This window comes from Streptomyces sp. NPDC059371 (genome assembly GCF_042751995.1).
Classification (GTDB): Bacteria; Actinomycetota; Actinomycetes; order Streptomycetales; family Streptomycetaceae; genus Streptomyces.
This window is the reverse complement of the sequence record NZ_JBHYXD010000081.1, coordinates 33,123-37,237: the sequence shown is the minus strand read 5'-3', so window position 1 is coordinate 37,237 and position 4,115 is coordinate 33,123. Positions and strand designations below refer to the sequence as shown.

Genomic DNA, 4,115 nt, shown 5'->3' with positions numbered 1-4,115 from the left:
CGGGGGGGGGGTGGGCGTGGGGGCCCCGGGGGGCGCGGGGGGGGGGGGCCGGGGGGGCGTGGCGCCCCGCCGCGCCCTTGGACGCGTCGGGGGGGGGCGCGCCCCCCCCGCCCCCCGCGGAGGTACGGCCGGTGTCGAGGACCAGAAGGATGTGGCGGTCGCGCTCGGGACGCCAGGTGCGTACGGCGACCGTCGTCCGGCGGGCTGTGGCGCGCCAGTCGATGGAGCGGGTGTCGTCGCCGGGAACGTACTCGCGCAGACTGTCGAACTCCGTTCCCTCACCGCGCGTCAGCACACTGGTGCGTCCGTCGAGTTCACGGAGCCGGGCCAGTTTGGAGGGGAGGTGCTTCCGGCTGGTGAAAGGGGGCAGGACGCGTACGGCCCAGGGGACTTGGTGGCTGCCCTGACGGGAGAACAGACCGAGCGGGCCGAACGAGCGGATCGTCACACGGTCGGCCCGGCGGTCACCGCGGCGCGTGGGGCGCAGACGGGTCGTCAGACGGCGGCGTTCGCCGGCGGGGACCGTCAGACGGTGACGGGGGGCCTCGACCTCGGTGCCGGGTTCCCAACTGCTCGGCGGCCAGGCGTCCCTGAGGTGCGCTCGCAGGAGGCGGCCGGAGGGGTTGGTGACGGTGAGGGTGACGTCGGCGGATTCACCGAGGCGCACCGAGGTGTCCCCGGAGCGGGTCAGGCCCAGACGTCGTACGGGAGCCGCGAGCGCGGCGTCGCAGGCGCAGGCCAGGGCCAGGGGGACGTTCACGGCGAGGACGCCTGTCCAGCTGGGCCCCCAGATGCCGACGGGGAGCGCGCCCAGGGCCGCCAGGAGAGCGGCGCGTCCGGTGAGTGCCATCAGCGGGGGACGGGGACGTGGGCGAGGATCGCGCTGATGACGGAGTCGGCCGTCACGCCCTCCATCTCGGCCTCGGGGCGGAGTTGCACACGATGGCGGAGGGTCGGCAGGGCCAGGGCCTTGACGTCGTCGGGGATGACGTAGTCGCGGCCGGTCAGCCAGGCCCAGGCGCGGGCGGTGGCGAGCAGGGCCGTCGCGCCGCGCGGGGAGGCGCCGAGCGTGAGCGACGGCGACTGGCGGGTCGCGCGGCACAGGTCGACGACGTAGCCGGTGATCTCGGGAGAGACCGTCGTCTTGGCGACCGCGGCGCGAGCGGCTTCGAGGTCGGCGGGGCCGGCGACGGGACGCAGGCCCGCGGCGCGCAGGTCGCGCGGGTTGAAGCCCTCGGAGTGGCGGGTGAGGACGTCGATCTCGTCCTGGCGGGAGGGCAGAGGGATCGTCAGTTTGAGGAGGAAGCGGTCCAGTTGGGCCTCGGGGAGCGGATACGTTCCCTCGTACTCGACCGGGTTCTGGGTCGCGGCGACCAGGAAGGGCTCGGGCAGCGGCCGGGGTGTGCCGTCGACGGTGACCTGGCGTTCCTCCATCGCCTCCAGCAGCGACGACTGGGTCTTGGGAGGCGTGCGGTTGATCTCGTCGGCGAGCAGGAGGTTGGTGAAGACCGGGCCGGGCTGGAAGGAGAACTCGGCGCTGCGGGCGTCGTAGACGAGCGAGCCGGTGACGTCGCTCGGCATGAGGTCGGGGGTGAACTGGACGCGCTTGGTGTCGAGTTCCAGCGCGGACGCGAGGGCGCGGACGAGCAGCGTCTTGGCCACTCCGGGGACGCCTTCGAGGAGGACGTGTCCGCGGCACAGGAGGGCGACGACGAGGCCGGTCACAGCGGGGTCCTGGCCGACCACGGCTTTGGCGATCTCGGTGCGCAGGGCTTCCAGGGAGGAGCGGGCGGTGTCCGCGTCTCTGGTGTACCCGGTGTACCCGGCGTTGTCAGTGGTCGGGTCCATCATGAAATGCGTACCTCTCTTTCGAGGGCGTCGAGTTGGTCGGCGAGGGAGACGAGGGCCGCGTCGTCGCGGGGCGGCGGCCCGAAGAGGAGTGGGAGCAGGGCCTGTGGGTTGCCCCCGACGTGGGTGGCCAGGGCGGGGAGCAGGGTCTCGGGCGCGTGCGCCTGGGCGGGGGGTACGCCGATGAGGGGGGCGAGGCGGGTGCGGGTGGCGGAGCGGAGAGCGGCGGCCGCGCGGTCGCGGGCGGCGGCCTTGCGGTAGAGGCGGGCTCGGCCTTCGGCGGTCTCGGAGGCGCGGATCGCGACGGGAAGCCGTTCGGGTACGAGGGCGCCCAGGCGGCGCGCCCGCCACAGTGCTGCCACGACGGCCGCGATGAAGAGCTGCAGGGTGCCCCAGAGCCAGCCCGAGGGGAGCAGGTCGAAGAAGCTCTGGCGGTCCGTGTCGGTGGCCGAGTCGTCGGAGAGCGAGGGGAGGTACCAGACCAGATGGGTGCGGGAGCCGAGGAGTTGGAGCGCGAGCGAGGCGTTGCCCCGCTCGTCGAGACGGTCGTTGTAGAGGATGTCGGGGGCGCCGAGCACGACGGTGTCGCCGCTTCCCGCGCGTGCCGGCACGCGTACGAGCGTGGGCAGTCCGTCGCTCGGGTAGCAGGTGTCGGCGTTCTGGTCGGTGGTGCTGTAGCGGATGCCGCCCGTGTCGGCGCTGCCCGCTCGGCGGGCGGCGGGCAGTCCGCAGCGGGGGGAGAGCGTCGACTCGAAGCTGACCGCGGGGTCGGCGGTGACCTCGGGGGCGAGGGTGCCGAGGGACGGCGATCCGGGGGAGATCAGGACCGTACGGCCGCCGGATTGTGTCGCCGTGCGCAGGAGGGTCTGCTGACGCTTGGTCAGCAGGTCGGGGGACGTGATCAGCAGGGTCGTGTCGGGGCCGGCCGCGGAGCGTGCCTCGCCGAGGGTGGTGACCACGCGCGTGGGGACTCCCCGGTCGGCGAGGAGCCGGGCGACGGCCTTGCTGCCGGAGGGGTCGGCGGAGCGCGGGTCGAGGCGGCCGTGCCGGGCGTCCGAGCGGACCGCGGCTATCGCGACGCCGGCCGCCAGCAGGAGGACGAGCGCGAGGACGATTCCGCGCGTGCGGGTCCAGATCTGGCGGGTGGTGGGCGAGGACGACGTGGGGGTGAGGGTGGCCTCGGTCATGAGGCGGCCCCCTGGCGGCCGTTGCGGCCCGTCCTCGGGTGCGGGCCGGCGGCGCTGTCCGTGAGTACGGGCCTGGCGCGCTCCAGGTCGCGGTCGAGTTCGGTGAGGTGCTGGTACGCGCGTGGGTCGCCGGGGCGGCCGCCGTACGTGATGTCGTCGAAGTCGCGTGCCGCGGCGCGCAGCCGGTCGGCGTGGGAGGGCAGGGAGCGGCTCGCCTCCGCGGCCGCCTCGTCGGCCGTGCGGCCGGGGCGGGGATCGAGCAGGGCGCGTTCCTCCAGGGACCGTACGACGGCGCGCATCCGTTCCTGGACGGCCTGGCTCCAGTGGCCCTGGGCGGCGTGTGCCTCGGCGGCGGCGCGGTGTTCGGCGGCGCTCCGGGGGCGGTCGTCGAAGAGGGCGGCGGACGAGGCGGGGGTGCGGTGCGGAGTGCCCAGGCGCCACCACAGGGCGGCCACGACCGCCGCGACGGCGAGGACGATGACGACGAGTCCGAGTGTTCCGCCGGGTGCCGCGGACGAAGCGGCGCCGAACAGTCTGTCGACCCAGTCCCAGAAGGCGTTCAGGGCGCGCTGGACGAGGCCGGGGTCGTTCTCGTGGTACATCCGCTTGGACAGTTCGCGCCTGGCCGCCTCCCGTGCGGCCTCGCGCGGTGTGGTCACCGGTGGTGTGTCGTCGCGGGACAGCGCGAGGACCGCTGTCGCACCGGTGTGCGGCCCCGCGAGTACCGCCGTGAGAACTCCCCCCGCCCCGTTCACCGCATCAACTCCCTGGTGTGGTGCCGGTGGTGCCGTATCCCTGGAGGCCGGCGGCCCGGGCCAGATCGAGGTCGAGGGCCTCGCGGCGGATGCGCCGGTCGATGTACAGGAGCACCGTGACGCCCGCGGTGATCGGGAAGGTGATCATGGATCCGACCACCGAGCCGATGCCGCTGACGATGAGGTAGGTCCAGCCGAGATCGCCGCCGGAGCTGTCGAGGAAGCCGGTCAAGCCGTCGCCGCGCAGCGCGGCGGCGGCGAGGGCGGAGGGGAGGACGACGATAGACACCACGATGAAGGCGATGATATCGGCTAGTAGCTGGAT

At 74.0% G+C, this 4,115-nt stretch carries 4 protein-coding genes and 1 pseudogene; all 5 read right to left on the bottom strand.

Annotated elements, in window-relative coordinates:
* The coding region (locus ACFXGX_RS32460; RefSeq protein ID WP_384798329.1) for a DUF58 domain-containing protein at positions 1-850 on the bottom strand (850 nt) is incomplete at its 3' end.
* The gene (locus ACFXGX_RS32455) at positions 850-1,848 is read right to left on the bottom strand and encodes an AAA family ATPase (RefSeq protein ID WP_384798326.1); all 999 of its coding nucleotides are present in this window, start codon (positions 1,846-1,848) and stop codon (positions 850-852) included. The genes ACFXGX_RS32455 and ACFXGX_RS32460, both read right to left, overlap by 1 nt.
* Positions 1,848-3,035, bottom strand: coding sequence for a DUF4350 domain-containing protein (locus tag ACFXGX_RS32450; protein WP_384798323.1), 1,188 nt, complete (start codon positions 3,033-3,035; stop codon positions 1,848-1,850). The genes ACFXGX_RS32455 and ACFXGX_RS32450 overlap by 1 nt, the downstream gene beginning before the upstream one ends.
* Positions 3,032-3,790 carry a DUF4129 domain-containing protein gene (locus ACFXGX_RS32445; protein WP_384798320.1) on the bottom strand — a complete coding sequence of 253 codons (759 nt, stop codon included), beginning with the start codon at positions 3,788-3,790 and terminating at the stop codon, positions 3,032-3,034. Before ACFXGX_RS32445 ends, ACFXGX_RS32450 begins: the two co-directional genes overlap by 4 nt.
* 4 nt (positions 3,791-3,794) lie before the next feature.
* Positions 3,795-4,115 (bottom strand): annotated as a pseudogene (locus ACFXGX_RS32440) (hypothetical protein); the annotation flags it as partial.